This is a genomic window from Streptomyces sp. UC4497 (assembly GCF_054871485.1).
Map to the genome: position 1 here is coordinate 123,481 of NZ_JBTYHB010000011.1, position 22,709 is coordinate 146,189.

Genomic DNA, 22,709 nt, shown 5'->3' on the forward strand with positions numbered 1-22,709 from the left:
GTATCGTGAATGTTTGCGGACCGTGCGCAGTTGCTCGGCAGAGCCGGTGGAACAGGGGGAGTCGTCGTGGACGAGTACGCGGGGCGGGTGCTCGCGGGCCGGTACCGGCTGCCGGTCCTCTCCTCCGACGCGTACGAGTCCTCGGCCGAGACGCGGGCCTTCGACACGTACAGCGGGCAGGAAGTCCTCGTGCGGCAGGTGCCGTTGCCCGAGGTCGTCGAGGCGGAGGTACTTGACGCCGACGGGCTGCCGGAGGGCTTCCGGCCCGGGAGCGATACGGGGCGGGAGGCCGCGGAGCCGTCCGTGGCGCGCGCCGTCGAGGCGGTGCAGGCCGCCGCGCGCATACCCGACCACCCCCGCCTCGACCAGGTCTTCGACGTGTTCGCCGAGGGCGGCTCGCTGTGGATCGTGAGCGAACTGGTCGCGGCGCGGCCGCTGTCGGCGCTGCTCGCCCGTGGGCCGCTCAGCCCCTACCGGGCCGCCGAGGTCGCCGCGGACGTGCTCACCGCGTTGCGGGTGCTGCATGCGCACGGGTGGGTGCACCGGAACGTTACGGCGCGGACCGTGCTCGTCTGTGACGACGGGCGGGTGATGCTCACGGGGCTTGCCGTGGGCGCGGCGGAGGAGGCGTTGTGCGGGTATGACGTCGTGCCGGCCTTCCCGGAGGAAGCGGACGACGTCGTCGAGGAAGCGGTGCCGGTGCCCGGGGCGGGGGACTATCGGGCGGCCCGGGCCGGGGCGGTCGCGGCGTATCGCGCGGGGGCGGTTGCGGGGCGGGCGGAGCCGGCGGGTGGCGCGTTGCCCGTTCAGCCGTCCCGATGGCGGGAGTTGATACCTGAGGCCGATGGGGTGGACGACTCGGGGCTCCGCCCCGGACCCCGCGCCTCAAACGCCGGCGGGGCTGTCATGGCCGAGCGATCCCGCCAGGTACGCATGACCGTCGTCGGGCCCGTCACCGAGCGGTGGGCGCCCGAGCAGGCGCATCCGGTGCAGGAGAACTGGCAGTTGGCGGCGCCCGTCGGGCCCGCCACCGATTTGTGGGCCCTCGGGGCCCTGCTGTTCCGCGCCGTGCAGGGGCACGCGCCGTACCCGGAGGAGTCCACGCCCGAGCTGGTGCAGATGGTGTGCGCCGAGCCGCCCGCGTACGCCGAGGAGTGCGGGCCCGTGCGCCCGGTCGTCGAGTCGCTGCTGCGCCAGGACCCCACCGAGCGGCTCGACATCGAGGAACTGCGCGGCTGGCTGCGGTCGTTGGTGCGCTCCGCGCCGGAGCCGGAGGCCGGGGCGAACGTCGTCCCCGCGCCCGCCTTCGACGCGGGCCGGCTGCCCGTCGTACGCCGCAGGGGAGAGCTCGTCCGCAAGCGCAGGGCGCGGGTTCCGGCCACTTCGGGGCAGCACGGCCGGCACAAGCGGAGCCGGGCAGTGGAGCGCGCGCCGCGGCCCGCGAGGGCGCCACGTGAGCGGCGGCCGAGATCGCTCGGGCGCTGGCTGCTCGTGCTGATCCTGCTCGGGCTCGTGGGCGCCGTGGCGTACGCGATGGTGTTCATGCCGAAGGAGGGCCGAGGAGCGGGGCCCGGAGCGGCGGGCGCCCAGCAGGAGAACGCGGTGGGGGCCGTGCCCTCCGCCTCGTCGGAGAACCGCGACAAGCCGTCGCCGAAGCCGTCGAAGAGCGCCGAGCCCACGTCGGGCAAGCGCAGTTCGACCCCGTCCTCCACCAAGCCGCAGTCCGATGTGGCCCCCGGTTTCGTGCTGCGCGAGGACCCCGCGGGGTTCGAGGTGGCCGTCGCCAAGGGGTGGCAGCGGACGGGGAAGAACGGTCGGGGGCAGGTCGTGTACGCGCACGGCGCCTTCGAGATGATCGTCGTCCCCGGGCGCGACTCCACGGCGACGTACGGCAAGGACCCCATGAAGTACCAGCGTGAGGACGAGCGGGAGTTGCAGCCGTTCCGGGACTCCACCTGGGCCACGTCGAGCGGCATGAAGAGCATCGACGTCGGCGGACGGACCATGGCCGAGGGGCAGTTCACCTGGCAGGGCTCGGACGGGCGCGAGATGTACGTCCGTAACCTCGCGATGGTGGTCGGCGGGAAGTACCACGTGGTGCAGGTGCGCGGCCCGGAGGCCGAGCGGGACGAGGTGACGCGGCTGTACCAGCAGGCGTACTCGACGTATCGCTACGGTGGTTGAGCCGGCGACAAAGCGTCACAGTGCGGTCTCTGTGGGACCCCGGCTGTTCCGTGTGTGGCGGCTGATCCCTAGTGTGAACCGGGTCGACACAGTAGCGGGGAAACGTGAATCAGATGCAGGGCGAGGTCCTCGCCGGCCGGTATCGGCTCGGTGAATCCATAGGGCGCGGCGGCATGGGCAGGGTGTGGCGCGCGCACGACGAGGTGCTGCACCGCGCCGTCGCCGTGAAGGAGCTGACGGCTGCCCAGTGGGTGGCCGAGGCGGACCGGGTCGTCCTGCTCGCCCGTACGCAGACGGAGGCGCGCGCCGCCGCCCGGATCAACCACCCCGCCGTCGTCACCGTGCACGACGTGCTGGAGCACGACGACCGGCCGTGGATCGTCATGGAGTTGGTCGAGGGCCGCTCGCTGGCCGACGCGGTCAAGGAGGAGGGGCGCGTCGCCCCCGCCGAGGCCGCCAGGATCGGGCTGTGGACGCTGCGGGCGCTGCGCGCCGCGCACAACGCCGGTGTGCTGCACCGGGACGTGAAGCCGGGCAATGTGCTGCTTGCCAGTAACGGCCAGGTCAAACTGACGGACTTCGGTATCGCGCAGGTCGAGGGCGACTCCACCATCACGCGGACCGGCGAGATAGTCGGCTCCGTGGACTACCTCGCGCCCGAGCGGGTGCGCGGGTCCGACTTCGGGCCCGCCGCCGACCTGTGGGCGCTCGGCGCGACGCTCTACACCGCCGTGGAGGGCCTCTCGCCGTTCCGGCGCACGTCGCCGATCAGCACGATGCAGGCCGTCGTCGAGGAGGAGCCGGAGCCGCTGGAGAACGCCGGGGCGATCGGGCCCGTCATCAGCGCGCTGCTCAGCAAGGACCCGGCCGCGCGGCCGGACGCCGACGCGGCCGAGGCGATGCTCGCCGAGGCGGCCGAGGGGCGCCGGGCGAGCGCGGCGCAGGCGTATGTGCCGACGCAGGTGCACGTGCCCGCCCAGCCGACCGCGTCCACGCCCCCTCCGACACCGATGAGCACGGCGGACACGGCCACCGTGGTGCCCCCGCCGCCCGGCCTCGTTCCCGCTCCCACCCCGACTCCCGCGCCCGTGCCCGCGACCGCCGCGAAGTCGCGTCGCTGGCCGAAGGTGCTCGCCACCGTGCTGGCCGCCGTGCTCGTCGGCGGCGGAGGCGGGCTCGCCGCCATGTACTACGGCGAACAGCGTGCCGCCGAGAGCGACAACTCGGCGCCGGAGCAGGACGCAGGGAGCCAGGACGGGTCCGAGGGGAACGAGGACGCGGTCCCCGGGGACGGCTCGATCCCCGACAACTGGGTGCGGCGGCACGATGTCGAGGGGTTCAGCCTGATGCTGCCGCCCAGCTGGAAGCGGCAGCAGGAGGGCACGCAGATCGACTACACGCCCGACGGCGGGCAGCGGTTCGTCCGGATCGCCGTCGACAAGGACTCCGACTGGCAGGACTCGTACCAGCACCAGCTGGACCTGGAGAAGGGGCTGCGGCCCAAACTGCCGGAGTACCAGCGGGTGTTGTTGCAGTCCAACACGTTCCGGGACCGGCCCGGGTCGCTGTGGGAGTTCACCTGGACCGCGGGGACGCAGGACACGACGTCCGGGCCGCGGCACGCCATCGAGCAGACCTACCGCGCGCACGACGGCACGGAGTACGCCATCTATCTGTCCGTGCCGGCGGCGAACTGGCCCGGCGCGCGACAGCAGTTCGACGCGATCTTGCGCGGATGGCGGCCCCAGGGCTGATCCGAACGACAGGCCTCGCAGAAACGGCCAGGTGAGGACCCCTGGCCGGAACCGTGCAGTCCCCGTGAACAAGCGTGCGGCATGATGGGGCGCATGGGGACCGAGGGGGACAACGCCCGTGTGATCGCCGGGCGTTACCGGCTGGAGGCCAGGATCGGGCGCGGTGGCATGGGCGTCGTCTGGCGGGCCGCCGACACATTGCTCGGGCGCCAGGTCGCCGTCAAGGAACTCGGCGTCGACGAGACCCTCTCGGACGACGAGGCCCGGCAGCAGCGGGAGCGGATGCTGCGCGAGGCGCGGGCCGTGGCCCAGCTCCAGCACGCGAACGTGATCGTCGTGCACGACGTGGTGCTGTACGAGGGCCACCCGTACATAGTGATGGACCTGGTGAACGGCGATTCGCTCGCCGACCGCATCGCGCGCGAGGGCCCCGTCGAACCCCTGGAGGCCGCCCGGATCGGGCTCGCGCTGCTCGGCGCGCTGCGCGTCGCCCACGCCGCGGGCGTGCTGCACCGGGACCTGAAGCCCGCGAACGTACTCCTGGAGGTCTCGACGGGCCGGGTCGTCCTCACCGACTTCGGGATCGCCCAGGTGGAGGGCGCCACCACGCTCACCGAGAACGGCGGGTTCGTCGGCTCGCCCGAGTACACGGCGCCGGAGCGGATGCAGGGGGACCGGGCCGGGGCGGGGGCCGACCTGTGGTCGCTCGGGGCGCTGCTCTGCGCGGCCATGAGCGGCGAATCCCCGTTCCGCCGCGACTCGTTGGGCGGCATCCTGCACGCCGTCGTCTACGACGAGATAAGACCTCCCGACGAGGCCGAACCGCTGCTCCCGGTGATCCGCGGCCTGCTGGAGCGGGACCCCGCGCGCCGGATGAACCTGGACGAGGCCGAGCGGCTGCTGCGCGCCTACATCGCCACCGGGGCGACGCCGCAGCCCGCGCCCCCCATCCCGCTCGTGCCGGGGGTGCTCTACACCCCGACGCAGGCCAACGTGCCGGAGGAGCGGCGCAGGCGCGTCGTGTCGACCCGGGCGCTGCTCGTGGCGGCGGCGCTGGTGGCCGCGGTCGTGGGGGCCGGGATCGCCACCGCGGTGCTGCTGGCAGGGGACAACGGCAAGACGCCCGCGCCGCCGCCGACGACCACCGTCTCCGCCTCGACCCGTACGCCGTCCGCCTCGCCCTCGCCGACCTCCACCGTCACCGTGACCCGGCCGGGGACCCGTACGCCGGACGCCGCGGCCCCGCAGGGCTATCGCACGGTCACGGACCCCGAGGGGTTCCGGCTCGCCGTGCCCGAGGGGTTCACGCGCTCCGTGGACGGGTCGCGGGTCTTCTACATGTCGCCCGGGGAGACCTACCGCATCGGCATCAAGGTGGGGCGCGCGCAGAGCGGCGGCCCCGGCGCCGTGCAGCGGCGTTCCGACGCCGAAGGGCCGAAGAACAACCCGGGCTACCGCGCCGCCAAGGTCACCGACACCTCGCACAACGGGCGCGACGCCGCGCTGTGGGAGTTCACCTGGGACGGGTTCAGCGAGGCCGAGGGCGCCCGGCGCACGCTCGACCTGTGCTGGGAGGAGGGCGGCCGGATGTACGACGTGTGGGTCTCGGCGCCCGTCGACAGCACGGCCCGGGCGCGCGCCCACTTCGACGCGGCCGTCGACACCTTTGCGGCATCTGGGCGGTAATGGCGGTGCGCCGGCGGGCCCGGCGCCTCGCATCAGCGCGGTCACAATTCGTGTCCTCGGTGGAACCCGGCGTACCCCACGCGGTAGGCATGACCCCATGAGTGACAACGGGGGAGCCGCACGCGGCCCGAACGAACCCACCAGCTTCGCCCTGCAACCGCCGCAGCAGCCGCACGTGCCGCACCCGGGCAACCCGTACGCCCAGCAGCCCACGCAGGTCGTGACCGAGCAGCAGGACCCGGGCGCGGGGCGGCTCGTGGCCGGGCGCTACCGGCTGCTGAGCAAGCTGGGCCACGGCGGCATGGGCACCGTGTGGCGGGCGAAGGACGAGACGGTGGACCGCGAGGTCGCCGTGAAGGAGCCGCGGCTGCCGGACCACCTGCCGGAGCGGGAGCGGTCCAACGCCTTCGAGCGGATGCGCCGCGAGGCCCGCGCCGCGGCCCGGCTCGACCATCCCGCGGTCGTGAACGTGCACGACGTGGCGGTCGAGAACGGACAGCCGTGGATCGTCATGGAGTTCGTGCAGGGCCGCTCGCTCGGCGCCGTCCTCCAGGAGGGCACGCTCGGCGTCCGCGAGGCCGCCCGCATCGGCCTGGAGGTGCTCGGCGCCCTGGAGGCCGCGCACGCGGCGGGGATCCTGCACCGCGACGTGAAGCCGGACAACGTGATGCTCGGCCGCCACGACCGCGTGATCCTCACCGACTTCGGCATCGCCCAGATCGAGGGCGAGACGAATCTGACCGACACCGGCGGCTTCGTCGGCTCGCCCGAGTTCATCGCGCCGGAGCGGGTGCTTGGGCAGCGTCCGGGCCCGGCCTCCGACCTGTGGTCGCTCGGCGTCGTCCTGTACGCGGCGACCGAGGGCGTGTCCCCGTTCCGCCGCAACAACACGCCCGCCACGCTCCAGTCCGTGCTGAACGCGACGCCGGCGGCGCCCGCCGCCGCGCAGGGCCCGCTGGCCGACGTCATCAACGGGCTGTTGCAGAAGGACCCGGCGCGCCGGCCGAACGCGGCGCAGGTGCGGGTCCTCCTGGAGAAGGCCGCCGAGCCCCCGTCCGCGCAGCCCACGCAGGTCGTGCAGATCGGCTCCGCGCAGGGCGGCCTGCGTCTCGGCCGCAAGGCCTTGCTCGGCATCGGCGCGGGCGTCGTGGTGGCGGCCGTCGCGGCGTACCTGGTCCTCGCGAACCCGTTCGCGGGGCCGCTGCCGGACGGCTGGAAGGAGTTCGAGGCGGGGGCGCCGCTGAATACGACCCTCGGGCTGCCGGACACGTACATCCCGATTCCGGACGAGGACGACACGTCCGTGATGACGTACGCGGACCCGAGCGGCGCGATTTCCGTGAACCTGACGCGCTGGGACCACAGGGACGACTCGACCGACATCGCGAGCACGGCCGACGCCGAGGCCACCAAGGACTCCGAGGACATCAAGGGCGGCACGTTCAGCGGCGCCGGGGCGTCGATGTCGAGCGACAGTCCGAGCACCAGCAAGACGGACTCCAACGTCACGTACGAGGACCGCGACGCCGCGCTCAACACGATCACGTACGGCGTGAGGAGCATCGGCACGGACTTCGACAAGGACGTCCCGCGCGAGGCGAAGGCGTTCTACTACAAGACCAGGGCCGGCGACATGTACCGGTTGTGGATCGACTATCCGGGCAAGGGCGACTTCACCGAGCGCGGCCGGGAGGTCGCCAGGACCGCCATCGCCAACTTGGGGATCAAGAAGCTCTGAAGTGGCGGAGGTTGGCGGCAAAGCCCTGATCAGCGGCTTTGCTGCCAGCGATCACTGGCGCGGTGTGTGCAGTCGGTGAAACCTGTTACCGACGGGTACCGAAAGCGGACGCCCGGACTTACGCTCGCCGGTATGACGCAGTCGCAGGCCACGCCCGAGCACGTAGCAGAGCAGACCCGCACCAACCCGGTCGCGGCCGCCCCCGAGGGTGCCCGCACGGCCGTCGACGTGGTCACGCCCGACCTGATCGCCCGGCTCACGAAGGACGTGGTCGGCTCGGGGCGGACGGCGAACCACACGCCGTTCACCGGCGAGAAGCTCGCGGACCTGCCGGAGTCGACGCCGCAGGACGTGGCGGTCGCCTTCGAGCGGGCCCGTGCCGCCCAGGAGGTCTGGGCGCGGACGCCGGCCCGCAAGCGAGCCGCCGTGCTGCTGCGCTTCCACGACCTGGTGCTCGCCCGCCAGGCCGAGGTGCTCGACCTGATCCAGCTGGAGACCGGCAAGGCCCGGCTGCACGCGCACGAAGAGGTCCAGGCCGTCGCGGTCGCCTCCCGGCACTACGGCCGCAAGGCCCCGTCGTACCTGAAGCCCAAGGGGCACACGGGCGCGGTGCCGACGCTGACCAAGGTCACGGAGCTGCGCCAGCCGCGCGGCGTCGTCGGCCAGATCGCGCCGTGGAACTACCCGCTGGAGCTCTCCGTCGGCGACGCGCTCCCCGCCTTCGTCGCGGGCAACGCGGTCGTCATGAAGCCCGACACGGAGACCTGCCTGACCGCGCTGTGGGCGCGTGACCTGCTGATCGAGTCGGGTCTGCCGTCCGAGGTCTTCCAGGTCGTCCTCGGCGAAGGCCCGGTCGTGGGGCCGGAGTTGGTCAAGCATGCCGACTACGTCTCGTTCACCGGCTCGACCCGTACCGGCCGCGAGGTCGCGCAGGGCGCCGCGGCCCGCCTCGTTGGCGTATCGCTCGAACTCGGCGGAAAGAACGCCATGTTGGTCCTGGAGGACGCCGACGTGGAGAAGGCCGCGGCGGGCGCCGTCCGCGCCTGCTTCTCCTCGGCCGGTCAACTCTGCATCTCCATCGAGCGGTTGTACGTCCACGAGTCGATCGCCGACGAGTTCATCGCCCGGTTCGCCGCCCGCACCAAGACGATGCGACTCGGCCGGTCCCTCGCGTACGGCGCGGAGATGGGCTCGCTCGTCGGCGAGCGCCAGCTGGAGACGGTGACGCGGCACGTCGACGAGGCCGTCGCGAAGGGCGCCACGCTCGTCGCGGGCGGCGTCGCGCGCCCCGACATCGGCCCGTACTTCTTCGAGCCGACGATCCTGGACGGCGTCGAGGCCCCCATGGCGGTCTGCAACGAGGAGACCTTCGGCCCGGTCGTCTCCATCTACCGCTTCAGCGACGAGGACGAGGCGATCTCGCTCGCCAACTCCACGGCGTACGGCCTGAATTCCTCGGTCTGGACGAAGAGCGCGAAGCGCGGCCACGAGGTCGCGGCCCGCCTGCGCACCGGCACCGTGAACATCAACGAGGGGTACGCCCCCGCGTACGGCAGCGTGCAGTCCCCCATGGGCGGCATGAAGGACTCCGGCCTCGGCCGCAGGCACGGCTCCGAGGGCATCCTCAAGTACACCGAGGCCCAGACGGTCGCCCACCAGCGCGTGATGCCGATGGCCCCCTCGTTCGGCATGGACGACGAGGCGTACGCGAAGTTCATGAGCGTGAGCCTGTCCGTAATGAAGAAGTTCCGCCTGAAGTAGCAAGAGCCGTTCAAAGGAGAACGCACACGTGACACAGGACGGCTACGACTACGACGTGGTGGTCATCGGCTCCGGCTTCGGCGGCAGCGTCTCCGCTCTTCGCCTGGCCGAGAAGGGCTACAAGGTCGGGGTGTTGGAAGCGGGACGCCGCTTCACCCCGGGCACCCTCCCCAAGAACTCCTGGGACCTGAAGAACTACCTCTGGGCACCGAAGCTCGGCATGTACGGCATCCAGCGCATCCACTTGCTCGGGAATGTCATGGTCCTGGCAGGCGCGGGCGTCGGCGGGGGTTCGCTGAACTACGCGAACACCCTCTACGTACCGCCGAAGCAGTTCTTCGAGGACCCGCAGTGGGCGCACATCACGGACTGGCAGGAGGAGTTGAAGCCGTATTACGACCAGGGGCAGCGCATGCTCGGCGTACGGCTCAACCCGACGATGACCCCCGCCGACGTGCACCTGAAGGCGGCCGCCCAGTCGATGGGCATCGGCGACACCTTCCACCTGGCTCCGGTCGGCGTCTTCTTCGGTGACGGCAAGGACGCCGACGGCGAGTCGAAGGCGGCCCCCGGCCAGCAGGTCGAGGACCCCTACTTCGGCGGCGCGGGCCCCGCCCGCAAGGCGTGCAACGAGTGCGGCGAGTGCATGACGGGCTGCCGCCACGGCGCGAAGAACACCCTCAACGAGAACTACCTGTACCTCGCCGAGAAGGCGGGCGCGGTCGTCCACCCGATGACCTCGGTCGTCTCGGTGACCGACGACTCACGCGGCGGCTACGCGGTCTCGACGCTGCCCACGGACGACAAGAAGGCGGCGGGACGCACCTTCACCGCGCCCAAGATCGTCATCGCGGCGGGCACGTACGGCACCCAGACCCTGCTGCACCGCATGAAGGCGAACGGCCAACTGCCGCACCTGTCCGAGCGGTTGGGTGAGCTGACCCGCACCAACTCCGAGGCCCTCGTCGGCTCGCAGACCACGAACCGGCGTTACAAGAAGAAGCACGGCGCCGCCAAGGTCGACTTCACCAAGGGCGTCGCGATCACGTCCTCGATCCACCCGGACGCCAACACGCACATCGAGCCGGTCCGCTACGGCAAGGGCTCGAACTCGATGGGCGGCCTGTCGATCCTCCAGGTCCCGTACGCGGACGGCTCGTCGCGGGTCGCCGGCTGGCTGGCGAACGTGGTCAAGCACCCCACGCTGCTGGTCCGCTCGCTCTCCAACCGCCGCTGGTCGGAGAAGACCATCATCGGCCTCGTCATGCAGTCCCTCGACAACTCGCTGACCACGCATCTGAAGCAGGACGGCGTCGGCAAGGGCCTGCTCACCGCGAAGCAGGGGCACGGCGCCCCCAACCCCAAGCAGATCAAGGCGGCGACGGAGGGCGCGTCGGCGATCGCGGCGGAGATCAACGGCTTCGCAGGATCGAACATCGGCGAGCTGATCGGCACCCCCCTGACCGCCCACTTCCTGGGCGGCTGCCCGATCGGCGACAGCGCGGAGACCGGCGTGATCGACCCGTACCACCGGGTCTACGGCCACCCAGGCATCTCGGTCGTCGACGGCGCCGCGGTCACCGCCAACCTCGGCGTGAACCCGTCCCTAACGATCACGGCGCAGGCCGAGCGGGCCCTGTCGTACTGGCCGAACAAGGGCGAGGAGGACCCCCGCCCGGAGATCGGCTCGGCGTACCGGCGGCTCGCGCCCGTCGAGCCGAAGAACCCGGCGGTCCCGGCGGAGGCCTTCGGCGCGCTGAAGCTCCCGCTCCTCGCGGTGCCGGAGGTGCCGCCCAAGAAGGAGCCGCTGCAGTCCAGTTGATCCTTTCTGGCGAGCAGCCCAGTTGATCCGCTGTGGCGATACGAGAAGGACCCGCACCCCCCTCCGAGTGCGGGTCCTTCTCGTACGTACGGACGACTACGCCTCGTTGCTCACCTTGCGGCGACGGACGGCGTACATGACCCCGCCGCCCGCCACGACGGCGAGACCGGCGGCCGCGCCGAAGGTCGGCAGCACGGAGCCGGCCCCGGTCGAGGCGAGCGAGCCGTCGACCGGGGCGCTGCTCGCCTGCGGCGACGGGGCGTTGGACGCGGAGGCCGACGCGTGCGCCGGGGCCGGGCCCGTGGGCTTCGGCGAACCCGTGTGGCCGCCGGCCGGCGGCACCTGGCCGGTGGCGGTACCCGCGGCGAGGATGTCGAAGTCCCAGTACGCGTCCTCGGGCACGCTGAGGCCGCAGACGCCCTCGGGGTCCACGCTCACCGCGAGGCCGAGCCCGGCACCGGCGCCGGCCGGGGCCTTGGCGTCGACCGAGATGCGCAGCTTCACGTCGGAGTGCGCACCACGGGCGAGGGGGCCGGAGGCCGGGAACGACGCGTCGTGCTCGACGTTGTTGTCCAGGTCCTGCCACCCCGAGCCGTCGAACCACTGGAGGCGCAGGTACCGGGTCGTGTCCGACTCGTCCTCGTACGCGAACGAGAACGCGTACACCTGCGCCCGGGCCGACACGAAGTCCTGGTCGGTCATGTTCGTGACGCGGAACGTGAAGTCGTGCCACCCGGAACCGGCGACGATCTTCGACGGGAGCCCACGCAGCTCGGCGAGGGTGCCGGGGCTGTCCTCGGCCGCGGTGCACTCGTCGGACGGCTCGGTCCGCTCGTCCTCCGCCGTCTCCACCGTCTCCGCCTTCTTGGCTTCCGGCGGCGCGGGCTTCGACGTGGTCGGGCCGGTCGAGGGGGTGTCCGGAGCGGACGCACTGGGCGAGGCGGTGGGCGACGCGGACCCGCTCGCCGACGGATCGGGCGATGCGGTCCCGGTGGAGGTCGTGTCCAAAGGTGCCTCGTCCGCGAACGCGGCAGGGGCGGACAACAGAGCGATCGGGGCGAGCGCGGCGGTCGCGGCCGCGGACACCAGTGCGCGACGAATTTTCATCGGGTCCTCAGAGGCTGGGAGATTCCGCTGAAGTGACCCGTGATGGCCAAAAAGGGTTGTACGGGAGGCCGGTCGGCCTCGGGCGTCCCCGAGGCCGACCGTTCTCTGGTGTGACCGGGCTGCTGTCCCCTGCCGTCCGGTCACTTGTCTGGAGCGAGGTCCCACGACGTACGGCATGACCCGTGACGTCTCAACGCTCCAGCGGAGCCACGCGTGGTTCGGTTGGCCCGCCCCTGGCTGGCACGGACACCGGGACCAACGAAGCCTGTGCCAACGGGTCACGCGCCGTATGGGTGAGGACGCAACCGAACTGAGGTGCCCCCGCTGGTCAGACCCGGCCCCGGCACAGTTCGAGCAGCGTCATGGCGAGCGAGGTGCCGGGCTTGCCGAGCGCGTCCCTGTAGCGCCCGAGCACCTCGTTCTCGCGCGACAGGTGCACGCGCCGCCCGCCCGAGGCGATCCGCGCCTCCTGGACGACGGCGGAGACGGCCATGCGTTCCTGGACGAGGCCGATGATCCGGTCGTCGAGCGCGTCGATGCGCTCGCGGGCGCCGGAGATGACGTCGGCGGTGGTGTTCTCGGTCGTGGCGGTCATGAGGGCTCCTCGGGTGGGGTGGGAGCCCCGGACCGACAGGTCCCGGAAACGCCAGACGCCCCGGGCCTTGTCGGCCCGGGGCGCCTGGTGAAGTCGCTTGTCAGTGGCTCAAGCAGCACAACCATGGCATCCGGCGGGCCGGCTGCCATAGGTAAAGACGAAGGTCGTGTGCGAGAACATGCGGCCGAGTATAGCCACACCCAGCCCCGCTCTTCGGACGAGAGCCAGCGGGGTCCGGGGCGGAGCCCCGTGACGCCAACCACGGGTGACGTACCCGGTAGAATCGGCCACACGACCCCCTGCTAAGCCGCCGGAAGGCAACCCGTGTCATCAGCGACTTCCGCTGCCGCCGCCCCCGACACCGTCCTGGTCGTCGACTTCGGTGCGCAGTACGCCCAGCTCATCGCCCGCCGCGTCCGTGAGGCCCGGGTCTACAGCGAGATCGTCCCGTCGACCATGCCGGTCGAGGAGATGCTCGCCAAGAACCCGGCGGCGATCATCCTCTCCGGCGGCCCCTCGTCGGTCTACGCGGAGGGCGCCCCGCGCCTGGACCGCGCGATCTTCGACGCCGGCGTCCCCGTCTTCGGCATGTGCTACGGCTTCCAGCTGATGGCCACGGCCCTCGGCGGCACCGTCGACGACAACGGCGCCCGCGAGTACGGCCGCACCCCCCTCTCCGTGTCGAAGGGCGACTCGACGCTCTTCGAGGGCACCCCCACCGAGCAGCCCGTGTGGATGTCGCACGGCGACGCCTGCTCCGCGGCGCCCGAGGGCTTCACCGTCACCGCGTCCACGGACGTCGTACCGGTCGCCGCCTTCGAGAACGACGAGAAGAAGCTGTACGGGGTCCAGTACCACCCGGAGGTCATGCACTCGACGCACGGCCAGCAGGTGCTCGAGCACTTCCTGTACCGCGGAGCCGGCATCGAGCCGAGCTGGACGACGGGCAGTGTCATCGAGGAGCAGGTCGCCGCGATCCGCGCCCAGGTCGGCGACAAGCGCGCCGTCTGCGGTCTGTCCGGCGGTGTGGACTCCGCGGTCGCCGCGGCCCTCGTGCAGAAGGCCATCGGCGACCAGCTGACCTGCGTGTACGTGGACCACGGTCTGATGCGCAAGGGCGAGACCGAGCAGGTCGAGAAGGACTTCGTCGCCGCGACCGGCGCGAAGCTGAAGGTCGTCGACGCGTCCGAGCGGTTCCTGAACGCGCTCGCCGGGGTCTCCGACCCCGAGGAGAAGCGCAAGATCATCGGCCGCGAGTTCATCCGCGTCTTCGAGCAGGCGCAGCTGGAGATCCTCCAGGAGGACGGCCCGGAGGTCGCGTTCCTCGTGCAGGGCACGCTCTACCCGGACGTCGTGGAGTCCGGTGGCGGCACCGGCACCGCGAACATCAAGTCGCATCACAACGTGGGCGGTCTGCCCGACGACATCGAGTTCGAGCTCGTCGAGCCGCTGCGCCAGCTGTTCAAGGACGAGGTCCGCAGCGTCGGCGCCGAGCTGGGCCTGCCGGACGAGATCGTCCAGCGCCAGCCGTTCCCCGGCCCCGGCCTCGGCATCCGCATCGTCGGCGAGGTCACCAAGGACCGTCTTGACCTGCTCCGTGAGGCCGACGCCATCGCCCGCGAGGAGCTGACCGCGGCCGGCCTCGACCGCGAGATCTGGCAGTGCCCGGTCGTCCTGCTCGCGGACGTCCGCAGCGTCGGCGTCCAGGGCGACGGCCGCACGTACGGCCACCCGATCGTCCTGCGCCCCGTCTCCTCCGAGGACGCCATGACGGCGGACTGGACGCGGATGCCGTACGACGTGCTCTCGAAGATCTCGACGCGGATCACGAACGAGGTCAAGGACGTCAACCGGGTCGTGCTCGACGTGACGTCGAAGCCCCCGGGCACCATCGAGTGGGAGTAGTCCCCACGGCAGCACCGTGAAGGGCGCCGCGCACCGGGAGGTGGGCGGCGCCCTTCACGTGTGTCACGCGCGCTTCATGACCCGGACCGCCTCACCCGGCGTCCAGACCTGCACCACCAGGTACTTGTCGTCCTCGACGTAGGTCCTGGTGACCTCGGTCAGTTCGGTGCGGAACAGGTGGAAGTCGTTCGGGTCGGGGACGGTGACCTGGTCGGTGTAGCGGGAGACGGTCGCGGCGTCCTCGACCAGATGGGCCCGGCCGCTGATCCGGGCGTCGCCGCCGCCCATGGTCATGCCCTCGCCCGGGTTGGCCTGGATCGCGAACCGCGGGTCGCGCAGCAGATCGCGGGCCTTGAGTGAGCCGGGCATCATGCCGAGCCAGAACTCCCCGTTCAGGAAACGGACTTCGAGGCCGCTGGTGCGCGGCGAGCCGTCCTTGCGGAGCGTGGCCAGGACGTGGTGGATGTGCTGCCCGAAGCGGTCCTCGACGGTCTTGGCGAGGTCCGGTTCGGCTTCGGTGAAGGTGGCCCAGGTGGCCGCATTCGACGTCATGGAGCGAGTGTCGCGCGCAACCCCGACATCCTCTGTCCGGTATCCCCGCGCGTTTCGCCGCATTCTTTTCACACGTCGGCCCTGTCACCTTGCGGTTCGCGGAGGTACCTTCCGCACCATGTCGACGCAGAACCCCGCCCCGATACCCCACGACCAGCTCCAATTCGCGATGCCGCCCGTGCACGAGAATCACGCCGACGAGCGCAGGTACCGCAAGGAGCGGCTGGCGGGCGCCCTGCGCATCTTCGGCCGGTTCGGCTACGAGGAAGGGGTCTCCGGGCACATCACCGCCCGCGACCCGGAGTACGACGACTGCTACTGGGTCAATCCGTTCGGCGTGCCCTTCAAGCACGTCACGGTCAGCGACCTCGTTCTCGCCAACGGGGACGGGCAGGTCGTCGACGGCCGCTTCCACGTCAACCAGGCCGCCTTCACCACGCACGTCGCGGTGCACCGGGCCCGCCCCGAGGTGGTCGCGGTCGCGCACTGCCACTCCACGTACGGCCGCGCCGTGGCCGCGCTCGGCGAGCTGGTCGAGCCGATCACGCAGGAGGCCTGCGCGTTCTACGAGGACCACGCGCTGCTCGACGAGTACACGGGCGTCGGCGTGGACCCGGAGGAGGGCAAGCGGATCGCCGTCGCCCTCGGCTCGAACAAGGCGCTCGTGCTGCGCAACCACGGGTTGCTCACGGTGGGCGACTCGGTGGACGCGGCGGCCTGGTGGTTCATCGCTCTGGAGCGGGCCTGCGAGGTGCAGCTGGCGGCGCGCTCGGCGGGGCGCCCGGTGCTGATCGACCGGCGGCAGGCGATCGCGACGCGCGAGCAGACGGGTGCCGATCTGGTGGGCTGGATCAACTACCAGAGCCTGTGGCACGACATCACGCGCAGCGAGCCGGACCTGCTGTCGTAGCCCCGTCGACTACCGGAAGTCGCGCAGCACCGCTCGTTTCGTCATCGCGAACTCCTCGTCCGTGAGCACGCCTCGGCGGTGCAGCTCGCCCAACTCCCGCAGCCGGCGCAGCAGTACGTCGTGGTCGGTCCTGTGCGGCAGCAGCGGGGGAGTGCCGCGGGGCGCCGAGGGGTGCGGGAGCCGGGCCGTGACCGCGGCGGCGACGAGGGCGGTCAGCAGGTCCTTGCGGGAGTTGCCCCACAGGTCGAGGGCGTACGAGTCCTTCTCCGGCGGCAGCTTGGAGTACGGCGAGCCCTTGGGGACGAAGCGCAGCACCCCGTCCTCGTAGCCGGAGTTGGGGACCCACTCCACCTCGTCGAGGTCGTCGAGCGCGATGACGCGCGGGCCCGTGGAGCGCTTCACCCGGTCCGAGGTCTCGCTCCAGTCGATGCGGACCCGGCTGCCGTCGAAGGAGACGAGGCCGTCGCTGGAGCGCACCGAGACCGGCACGGCGGGGCCCGGGACGAGGTACGACTCGGCGGGGCCCGGCGGGAGTTGTTCGAGCAGCAGGGCCTGGCGGATCTCCTCGGCGACGTACTCGGCGACCCCGGAGCGGTCCGCGTCGACCGTGAGCCGGTACGGGTCGGCGGTCTCCGGGAGGCGGCCGCCGGTGGCCTGGAGGAGCGGGTCGGCGGCCTCGCGCAGGGTGAGGCGCAGCCGGCCGCGCTTGCGCTCGGGTTCGTAGGCGACACCGGCCACGGCGGTGAGCGGCACGTCGATCTCGCCGTAGGTCTGCCGCAGCAGGGCGACCGACCGGTGAAGACCCGGGGTGATGCGGACCCTGGTTCCGTCGAAGGCCCAGGTTCCGTCCCGCTGGATGATCTCGGCCATACGGAAATTCTCGCAGCGACGTCAACACTCCGGTCAATGCAGGTCAAAGCCATTCACTCCTGAGGGGTGAGCCCGTGCGTCCTCACGCCCCCGGCGTGCGGCACAATTCCCCTTCAGAGTGCGGAAGTTGACGAGGGTGGGGGCGGCTGTGGCGGTGCAGGAAGCGCGGAACGACCGGACGGCGCACGAGGGTGGGTGCACCTGCGGCGACTGTCCGCGCGGGGCGCGCGAGGGGCACCGCAGGGCTGTGGCCCGATTCGCCGCGAAGCGGGACGAGTTGGCGGCGGGACAGGGGCTGCCCGCGGCCGTCGCGCACTCGGCCGGGGCGTCCCGGCAGTGGATCTCCGACGAACTCACCCAGTCCGCGCGGGCGATGGCCGACCGCGGCCGCGAGGAGGGCGTCGCCTGGTTCACCGGGCTGTGGCCGCGCACGCTGTACGTGGTGTGGGGCGGCGTGGTCGCGCTGCTGGTCACCCAGTCGCTCACCGCGATCGGCGCCGGCTGGACCGCGGCCCGCACGGCGGGGCTCGTGGCCGCGCTGGTGGTGGGCGGGCTGCTCACCGCGGCCGCGTATCTGCACCGGGCGCGCGGCGGCATGCTCGCGCCGCTGATCGGCGAGGACAACCGCCTGTCGACCTCGCGCGCGGTGGCCTGCGGCGTGCTGCTGCCGACCCTGTACGCGGTCCTCGTCCTCGCAGGGGAACTGGCGCTCGCTTCGAGTCCCGCGCGGCGTGACGCGCTCATCGACGGACTCGAACTCGCCCGTGGGGCGGGCCTGTTGACGGTGCTCGCGGTGGTGTGCGCGGTGGCCGTGCTCGTACGGCGGGTGGTGGGGGTCCGCGTCGGCGGGCAGCGGCTCCAGAAGCTGCGGGCGCCGCGGCCGCGCGCCGCCGACCTGCTCACGGACGACTCCGGGCGCGGCAGCTTCACGGACATCCAGTACGTCGCCGTGGGCGCGGCCGTCGTCGTCTGGGCGGTCGTCCGCCTCGCGCGCCGTCCCGACCAGCTGCCGGACCTGCCGTGGTCCCTCGCGGTCCTGGTGGCCGTGTCCGCGGCGACGTATCTCACCGGCAAGTACGCGGAGGGCGGTCGGCCGGCGATCCTCTCCGTGGTGCGGGCGCGGGAGGCCGGCGACCTGGACGCGCCGATCCGCACCGGCGACGACATCGAGATCCGCGGCTCCGGGTTCGTGCCGGCAGGCGCGGGCACGGTGGACCAGCTCGCGCGGGTCGCCGTGCGGATCGGCCCGGTCCACGTCCATGTGCCGCTCGTCCCGGTCGCCGGAGGCTTCACCAACCCGACGGATGCGCTGCTCACGGTGCCTGTTCCGGTGGATGTGGAGCCGGGGCGGGTCGAGGTGCAGGTGATCACGGCGGCGGGCGTCGAGACGAACCGGTGCGGCATCGACGTCGTCGACTGAACCGGCCGATCGGCTTCCGTAGTGAGCCCGGGCGTGCTCTCGTACGTATGGTCGGGTAAAGACACCAGGCGCGAGAGGCGGCGGAGCGGCTATGGCGCACGGCATGCGATCCGACCTGACCACGAACTACGGCCCACCGTCCGGAGGCCGGCGCGAGAGTGCGCAGCGGTACGCGCTCGTGCCGCTGCGCATCTTCCTCGGCGTCACGTTCATCTACGCCGCCTTCGACAAGCTCACCGACAGCGCGTTCTTCAAGGCCAGCGGGGGCGGCTCGATCGGTGACCAGATGCGGGGCGTGCGGGACACGTCCGCGATCCCGGCGCTCGTCGACCTCGCGCTGAAGTCGCCGTCCGGGTTCGGCTACGCGATTGCCTTCGGCGAACTGGCGGTCGGGATCGGGACGCTGCTCGGTGTCCTCGCGCGGCTCGCGGCGGTCGGCGGGGCGTTGATCTCGCTGAGCCTGTGGCTGACGGTGAGCTGGGCGACGGAGCCGTACTACCTCGGGAACGATCTGGCGTATCTGATGGCGTGGCTCCCCTTGGTGCTGGCGGGGGCGGCGGTGTGGTCGGTGGATTCGTGGTGGCGGGGGCGCCGGCTCAGGTCGTCCGGGTATTGAGGCGGACGGCGTCGCGGCCGCGGGGCTCCGCCCCGGACCCCGCGCCCCTCAATCGCCGGCGGGGCTTACTTTGGGGCAGCGCCCCGGGAGCGCAACCCCGTCATCCGCCGAACCATGCCGACGACCGCCGCCAGGCAAAGGCCCCCGCACACCAGCGGGATCCCCACGAACCACGGCGCGTCCCACGCGCCCCCCGCGTCGCCGAAGTAGACGACCGCCGTCGTCATCAGGACCAGTCCGGCGACCAGCCGGCCCGGGTGGAATTCACTTCGCACGGTCCACCTCCACCTGTCCGAGCCCGACCTCGACGTGCAGCTCGATCGTGCCGGAGGCCTTGTCGGGATCCTTGCCGGAGGCCTTGGCGCCCGGCGGGGCGAGCGTGACGGTCTGCCGCTGGTCCGGGCGTACGTCCACGTCGCGCGACGGGTCGCCGGGCAGCCGGATGTCCCCTACGCCGACCTCCGCGCGCAACCGCGCCGTCCCGTCCGCGGGCAGCACGATCCGCACCTTGCCCGCGCCCACCTCCACATGCGTGGCGAGCGTCTTGCCGTCGGCCACCGACACCTTGGAGAGGTCGAGCGTGCCGACGCCCGAGCCCAACTCGTACTGCGGCCGCACGTCCGCGGCGCGCGCGGGCGTCCAGTCGGTGCGGGCCCACTCCGTGCTGATGTTCGCGGGCAGCGCGGCGGACGCCGTGAGCAGGCCCGCCGTGATCAGCGCGAGGAAAATCGAGCCGACCCCGGTGCGGCCGCGGAAGGCGCTCACCGCGATACCCAGGCCGAACACGGCGAGCGCGCAGGCGAGGCCGGTCTGGATGCTGGCGCTGAACGTGCGCTCCTCCCACGTGACACCGGTGCCGACGGCGCCGGCGATCAGCGCCCCGAGGAACGTGAGCGCGCCGATGCCGCGCGGTCCGGCCGGCTGCGGTGGCGCGGTCGGCCCGGCGGCGACCGGCCCGCGCCAGGAGCCGCGCCGGGCCGCCGGGCGGTCATCGGCGCCGGGCGGGCCCCACAGGTAGCCGGTGGCGCCGTCGTGCGTACCGTCCTTCACGATCGGGTCGCGCCACCACGAAGGCCCGCGCGCGACCGGTGGCGCCTGCGCCTCCGGCGGCGCGTCCGCGACGGCCTGGGCCGCCACCGGGTCGGGGGCGGCGGTGCGCCGCGCCTGCGACCAGTAGCCGGCGCCGGCCAACAGCAGGGCCAGTACGACGGCGAAGGTCAGCGCGCCTCCGTTGTTGAGCATGGAGAGGAACACGCCGCAGCCGACGAGCGCGGTGACGATCGCGGCGAGCCCGGGCCCGTCCACCCGCCCCGTGAGGAGCTTGCGGAACTCGTTCTCGTCCTCGTCGTCGTACGGCGCGAACAGCCACGCGAAGCCGTAGAAGATCAGCCCCACACCGCCGGTCACCGAGAGCACCGAAAGGCCGATGCGGAAGATCACCGGGTCCATGTCGCACTGCCGGCCGAGCCCCGCGCACACCCCGCCCAGCGTCTTGTACCGCCGGTCCCTGCGGAAGCCGCGCAGCGGCCCGGCCGGGGGCGGTTCGGGGACCACGGTGTCCGTGTCCCGAGGAGGCTGCTCCGTCATACGTACATCGTGACGGCCGAGACCCGTCGGCGGCAGCAGGGACAACCCTGGCCGAACCCTGAGATCGTCCCTGAGCCCCGGCGCCACCCCCGGCCACGACCCCCGGGCGCGAAGATCAGGGAAGTATCCGGGGCCGACCCTGATGCCCGGCCCCCTACCGCATGTGACGATCGGTGGCATGCCGGAAGCAGCGCCCGCCCCTCTCGCCGAGAACCGAGACGACCCGCGGCCGCCGCGCAAGCTCTACCGCAGCAGTGACGGACGCTGGCTGGGCGGAGTGGCGCGGGGCCTCGCGGGGCATCTCGGGCTGCCGGTGATCTGGGTGCGTCTGGTCTTCGTCGGCCTGTTCATGGCGGACGGGCTGGGGGCGCTGCTGTACGCGGCGTTCTGGTTCTTCGTGCCGCTCGGCGTCGGCGGCGTCGGCGCGGACCGCCCGCCCGTCCTCAGCACGGAGACGTCCCCCGACGGCCGCCGCCGGCTGGTGACGCGCAAGCCGGACAAGGGCCAGATCCTCGCCCTGCTCCTGATGGTCGTCGTGGCGATGATCTTCGTGGAGAACGTGAACCTGACCGGCAACACCAAGGCGTATCTGATCCCCACCGTGCTCGTCGCCGCGGGCGTCGCCCTCGTCTGGCGGCAGGCGGACAACGCGCGCAGGGCCCGCTGGATGGAGGTCGGCCGCCGCAAGCGCACGCTGAGCCTGGCCCGCGCGGCCTCCGGCGTGCTGCTCGTCGGCGTGGGCGTCACCGGCGTCTTCGTCACGCAGGGCGCCACGGAGCACATCGGCCCGATCCTCCAGGCGGCGCTCGCCGTCGTCGTGGGCATCGCGCTCCTCGCGGGCCCGTATCTGATCCGCATGACACAGGACCTCTCCGAGGAACGCCTGATGCGCATCCGCGCGCAGGAGCGGGCGGAGGTCGCGGCCCATGTGCACGACTCGGTCCTGCACACCCTCACCCTGATCCAGCGGGGCGCGGACAGTCCGGCGGAGGTGCGCCGCCTCGCCCGCGCCCAGGAGCGCGACCTGCGGGCGTGGCTCTACAAACCGGCCGCCGCGGAGAACCCGCAGGAGCCGGAGACCGTGGCGGAGGCGGTGAAGCGCAACGCGGCCGAGGTCGAGGACAAGCACGGGGTCCCGCTGGAGGTCGTGGTGGTGGGCGACACCCTGCTCGACGAGCAGTTGTCGGCACAGATGCAGGCCGCGAGGGAAGCGATGGTGAACGCCGCCAAGTACGGTGGCGTGGGCGGCGCGGTCCAGGTGTACGCGGAGGTCGAGGGCGACGTCGACGGGGAACAGGTCTTCGTCTCCGTACGCGACCGGGGCCCCGGCTTCGACCTCGACTCCATCCCGCCCGACCGCATGGGCGTAAGAGAATCCATCATCGGCCGGATGGAACGCAACGGCGGGACGGCCCGGCTGCGGGCGGTGCCGGACGGCGGCACAGAGGTCGAACTGACCATGAAGCGGGCGGAAGGGACGTCATGACCGACGAGGCAGCTCAGACACGACGGGTACGAGTGGTCCTGGTCGACGACCACCGGATGTTCCGCACCGGCGTCCAGGCGGAGATCGGCCGCACCGAGGAGACCGGCGTCGAGGTGGTCGGCGAGGCCGCCGACGTCGACCAGGCGGTCACGGTGATCACGGCGACAAGGCCCGAGGTGGTGCTCCTCGACGTCCACCTCCCGGGTGGCGGAGGCGTCGAAGTGCTGCGCCGCAGCGCCCAGATGATGGCGGACGCGGAGAACCCGGTGCGCTTCCTGGCGCTGTCGGTCTCGGACGCGGCGGAGGACGTGATCGGCGTGATCCGGGGCGGCGCCCGCGGCTACGTCACGAAGACGATCACCGGCACGGACCTCGTGAACTCCATCTTCCGCGTCCAGGAGGGCGACGCGGTGTTCTCGCCCCGCCTCGCCGGTTTCGTCCTCGACGCCTTCGCCTCGACGGACGCGCCGCCGGTGGACGAAGACCTGGACCGCCTCACGCAGCGCGAGCGCGAGGTCCTGCGCCTCATCGCGCGCGGCTACGCGTACAAGGAGATCGCGAAACAGCTCTTCATCTCGGTCAAGACGGTCGAGTCCCACGTCTCGGCGGTGCTGCGCAAGCTCCAGCTCTCGAACCGGCACGAGCTGACGCGGTGGGCGACGGCGCGACGGCTGGTGTGACCGTCCGGTAGGCGGGCCCGCGATCACGCGGTTACC

At 72.1% G+C, this 22,709-nt stretch carries 18 protein-coding genes; 12 read left to right on the plus strand and 6 right to left on the minus strand.

Going from position 1 to position 22,709, the window contains the following annotated elements; genetic code table 11:
* Positions 1–66: 66 nt before the first annotated feature.
* The 6 genes from ACYSUO_RS17790 to ACYSUO_RS17815 all read left to right on the plus strand — a co-directional run bounded on the left by ACYSUO_RS17790 (position 67) and on the right by ACYSUO_RS17815 (position 10,945).
* On the plus strand, positions 67–2,184 hold the full coding sequence (locus tag ACYSUO_RS17790) for a protein kinase (RefSeq protein ID WP_461777097.1): 2,118 nt from the start codon (positions 67–69) through the stop codon (positions 2,182–2,184).
* A 113-nt stretch (positions 2,185–2,297) separates the two neighbouring features.
* Positions 2,298–3,938, plus strand: coding sequence for a serine/threonine-protein kinase (locus ACYSUO_RS17795; RefSeq protein ID WP_461777193.1), 1,641 nt, complete (start codon positions 2,298–2,300; stop codon positions 3,936–3,938).
* A gap of 93 nt (positions 3,939–4,031) precedes the next feature.
* Positions 4,032–5,624 carry a serine/threonine-protein kinase gene (locus tag ACYSUO_RS17800; protein ID WP_461777098.1) on the plus strand — a complete coding sequence of 531 codons (1,593 nt, stop codon included), beginning with the start codon at positions 4,032–4,034 and terminating at the stop codon, positions 5,622–5,624.
* 97 nt (positions 5,625–5,721) lie between these two features.
* Positions 5,722–7,362, plus strand: a complete 1,641-nt coding sequence (locus ACYSUO_RS17805) for a serine/threonine-protein kinase (protein ID WP_461777099.1) — start codon at positions 5,722–5,724, stop codon at positions 7,360–7,362.
* A 132-nt stretch (positions 7,363–7,494) separates the two neighbouring features.
* Complete coding sequence (locus tag ACYSUO_RS17810; protein ID WP_461777100.1) at positions 7,495–9,123, plus strand: succinic semialdehyde dehydrogenase; 1,629 nt, start codon at positions 7,495–7,497, stop codon at positions 9,121–9,123.
* 28 nt (positions 9,124–9,151) lie between these two features.
* On the plus strand, positions 9,152–10,945 hold the full coding sequence (locus ACYSUO_RS17815) for a GMC oxidoreductase (protein WP_461777101.1): 1,794 nt from the start codon (positions 9,152–9,154) through the stop codon (positions 10,943–10,945).
* Between the two features lie 96 nt (positions 10,946–11,041).
* On the opposite strand, the gene ACYSUO_RS17820 is transcribed toward ACYSUO_RS17815, so the two are convergent.
* Both ACYSUO_RS17820 and ACYSUO_RS17825 read right to left on the minus strand, forming a co-directional pair.
* On the minus strand, positions 11,042–12,052 hold the full coding sequence (locus ACYSUO_RS17820) for a hypothetical protein (protein ID WP_461777102.1): 1,011 nt from the start codon (positions 12,050–12,052) through the stop codon (positions 11,042–11,044).
* Positions 12,053–12,380: 328 nt separating this feature from the next.
* Positions 12,381–12,647 carry a chorismate mutase gene (locus ACYSUO_RS17825; protein WP_461777103.1) on the minus strand — a complete coding sequence of 89 codons (267 nt, stop codon included), beginning with the start codon at positions 12,645–12,647 and terminating at the stop codon, positions 12,381–12,383.
* 324 nt (positions 12,648–12,971) lie between these two features.
* Here ACYSUO_RS17825 and guaA point away from each other — a divergent pair, with 324 nt between their 5' ends.
* Complete coding sequence (gene guaA, locus ACYSUO_RS17830) at positions 12,972–14,552, plus strand: glutamine-hydrolyzing GMP synthase (protein WP_461777104.1); 1,581 nt, start codon at positions 12,972–12,974, stop codon at positions 14,550–14,552.
* A gap of 63 nt (positions 14,553–14,615) precedes the next feature.
* On the opposite strand, the gene ACYSUO_RS17835 is transcribed toward guaA, so the two are convergent.
* Entirely contained in the window at positions 14,616–15,104 is a 489-nt protein-coding gene (locus tag ACYSUO_RS17835; RefSeq protein WP_461777105.1) for a pyridoxamine 5'-phosphate oxidase family protein, read from the minus strand.
* Positions 15,105–15,222: 118 nt separating this feature from the next.
* Here ACYSUO_RS17835 and ACYSUO_RS17840 point away from each other — a divergent pair, with 118 nt between their 5' ends.
* The gene (locus ACYSUO_RS17840; protein WP_461777106.1) at positions 15,223–16,014 is read left to right on the plus strand and encodes a class II aldolase/adducin family protein; all 792 of its coding nucleotides are present in this window, start codon (positions 15,223–15,225) and stop codon (positions 16,012–16,014) included.
* Positions 16,015–16,023: 9 nt separating this feature from the next.
* Here ACYSUO_RS17840 and ACYSUO_RS17845 read toward each other — a convergent pair whose 3' ends face one another.
* The gene (locus tag ACYSUO_RS17845) at positions 16,024–16,884 is read right to left on the minus strand and encodes a DUF4429 domain-containing protein (protein ID WP_461777107.1); all 861 of its coding nucleotides are present in this window, start codon (positions 16,882–16,884) and stop codon (positions 16,024–16,026) included.
* A 148-nt stretch (positions 16,885–17,032) separates the two neighbouring features.
* On the opposite strand from ACYSUO_RS17845, the gene ACYSUO_RS17850 reads away from it, so the two are divergent.
* Entirely contained in the window at positions 17,033–18,304 is a 1,272-nt protein-coding gene (locus ACYSUO_RS17850; protein ID WP_461777108.1) for a hypothetical protein, read from the plus strand.
* Positions 18,305–18,407: 103 nt separating this feature from the next.
* A complete protein-coding gene (locus ACYSUO_RS17855) occupies positions 18,408–18,920 on the plus strand; it encodes a DoxX family protein (protein WP_461777109.1) in 513 nt (170 codons plus the stop codon).
* Positions 18,921–18,985: 65 nt separating this feature from the next.
* Here ACYSUO_RS17855 and ACYSUO_RS17860 read toward each other — a convergent pair whose 3' ends face one another.
* Complete coding sequence (locus ACYSUO_RS17860; protein ID WP_461777110.1) at positions 18,986–19,195, minus strand: hypothetical protein; 210 nt, start codon at positions 19,193–19,195, stop codon at positions 18,986–18,988.
* Entirely contained in the window at positions 19,185–20,507 is a 1,323-nt protein-coding gene (locus tag ACYSUO_RS17865) for a PspC domain-containing protein (protein ID WP_461777111.1), read from the minus strand. Before ACYSUO_RS17865 ends, ACYSUO_RS17860 begins: the two co-directional genes overlap by 11 nt.
* Before the next feature lie 178 nt (positions 20,508–20,685).
* Here ACYSUO_RS17865 and ACYSUO_RS17870 point away from each other — a divergent pair, with 178 nt between their 5' ends.
* Together ACYSUO_RS17870 and ACYSUO_RS17875 are read left to right on the plus strand one after the other, a co-directional pair.
* Positions 20,686–21,993, plus strand: coding sequence for an ATP-binding protein (locus ACYSUO_RS17870; protein ID WP_461777112.1), 1,308 nt, complete (start codon positions 20,686–20,688; stop codon positions 21,991–21,993).
* Positions 21,990–22,673, plus strand: a complete 684-nt coding sequence (locus tag ACYSUO_RS17875; protein WP_389270347.1) for a LuxR C-terminal-related transcriptional regulator — start codon at positions 21,990–21,992, stop codon at positions 22,671–22,673. Before ACYSUO_RS17870 ends, ACYSUO_RS17875 begins: the two co-directional genes overlap by 4 nt.
* Positions 22,674–22,709 lie beyond the last annotated feature (36 nt).

Coding starts and splice junctions, on each gene's coding strand:
- ACYSUO_RS17795 (WP_461777193.1), top strand. CDS start 2,298: ATGCAGGGCGAGGTCCTCGCCGGCCGGTATCGGCTCGGTGAATCCATA.
- ACYSUO_RS17800 (WP_461777098.1), top strand. CDS start 4,032: ATGGGGACCGAGGGGGACAACGCCCGTGTGATCGCCGGGCGTTACCGG.
- ACYSUO_RS17805 (WP_461777099.1), top strand. CDS start 5,722: ATGAGTGACAACGGGGGAGCCGCACGCGGCCCGAACGAACCCACCAGC.
- ACYSUO_RS17810 (WP_461777100.1), top strand. CDS start 7,495: ATGACGCAGTCGCAGGCCACGCCCGAGCACGTAGCAGAGCAGACCCGC.
- ACYSUO_RS17820 (WP_461777102.1), bottom strand. CDS start 12,052: ATGAAAATTCGTCGCGCACTGGTGTCCGCGGCCGCGACCGCCGCGCTC.
- ACYSUO_RS17825 (WP_461777103.1), bottom strand. CDS start 12,647: ATGACCGCCACGACCGAGAACACCACCGCCGACGTCATCTCCGGCGCC.
- ACYSUO_RS17835 (WP_461777105.1), bottom strand. CDS start 15,104: ATGACGTCGAATGCGGCCACCTGGGCCACCTTCACCGAAGCCGAACCG.
- ACYSUO_RS17840 (WP_461777106.1), top strand. CDS start 15,223: ATGTCGACGCAGAACCCCGCCCCGATACCCCACGACCAGCTCCAATTC.
- ACYSUO_RS17845 (WP_461777107.1), bottom strand. CDS start 16,884: ATGGCCGAGATCATCCAGCGGGACGGAACCTGGGCCTTCGACGGAACC.
- ACYSUO_RS17855 (WP_461777109.1), top strand. CDS start 18,408: ATGCGATCCGACCTGACCACGAACTACGGCCCACCGTCCGGAGGCCGG.
- ACYSUO_RS17865 (WP_461777111.1), bottom strand. CDS start 20,507: ATGACGGAGCAGCCTCCTCGGGACACGGACACCGTGGTCCCCGAACCG.
- ACYSUO_RS17870 (WP_461777112.1), top strand. CDS start 20,686: ATGCCGGAAGCAGCGCCCGCCCCTCTCGCCGAGAACCGAGACGACCCG.
- ACYSUO_RS17875 (WP_389270347.1), top strand. CDS start 21,990: ATGACCGACGAGGCAGCTCAGACACGACGGGTACGAGTGGTCCTGGTC.